A 938-nucleotide genomic window follows, 5' to 3' on the forward strand; every position below is an offset into this window, starting at 1 on the left:
CCGTTGTAGCACATTTGAGAAAAGTATGAAATTGATTTTAAAAATTGTTTTTCTAAGTATTGCATTTTCAATTAATGCTCAAGAATTTGAATCTTTCGATATCAATTCAATTAACATCAAGAATTGGAAGAATACACCTCACGTTAAGGGAAGATTAGCTACTAAGGCCGATGTGGAACAAAATCGCGCAATTTATGCTAGTGATGGGACTAGAAAAAACATCTCTATCAATTTGGAAATTCCTTTTATCGCTTGTATGATAGATGCTAGAACCGAAAGAAAAGACACTGTTGTGGTAATTCAAGCCGACAAAACTAATGGTAAAATATTTACAGGATATCGAACTTTTCATAATGGAGGTTACGGAACTGCTTTGCTAGAACATTTTGATGTGATTATAGGCTATGAAAAAAATCTCAATATTGCGTCTGAACTATACCTTAGTAAAGAAGAAATTCCTAAATCAATATTAAAAAATTTAGTTCCAGAAAATGACGCAGAATTCGGAATTTATTATGACACGACTGGACCTGAACACAAATTGGCAGAAACCGACTTTTTCTATGATACAACACGATTGATTTTTGAACAAGTGACTAATGAACAAAATAATAATTTTTATTTACCTAGTTTAAAACTGATAAGCTTTGCAGATGGGGAATTCACTGAGGAATTTATTGAATATCTCGAATTGATAATAGAAATGGACAAAGAAAAATTCTGCAAATCAATTAACGGAAAAGAATATGATAAACATAATCCGATTAAATACTATTCCGAACTAAATAAATGTGAATAAAAACATGCTACAACAAAGTATAATAAATAATGCTTAAATTTATTCCTAAATCAAAAAGTTAGTGCGCATTTAGTCTCTCTGATTTTCCTACGGAAAATCCTCGGACACAAAATCGCACTATTCTTATACACAACCGTTG

The 938-nt window shown here is 31.0% G+C and carries 1 protein-coding gene; it reads left to right on the top strand.

The genetic code is table 11. The annotated features are described in order from the left end of the window. On the top strand, window positions 1-799 hold a 799-nt coding region (locus tag ACH5TX_RS00190), incomplete at its 5' end, for a hypothetical protein (RefSeq protein ID WP_439337548.1). Window positions 800-938: the final 139 nt, after the last annotated feature.

This window comes from Thalassobellus citreus (assembly GCF_044385915.1).
Classification (GTDB): Bacteria; Bacteroidota; Bacteroidia; order Flavobacteriales; family Flavobacteriaceae; genus Thalassobellus; species Thalassobellus citreus.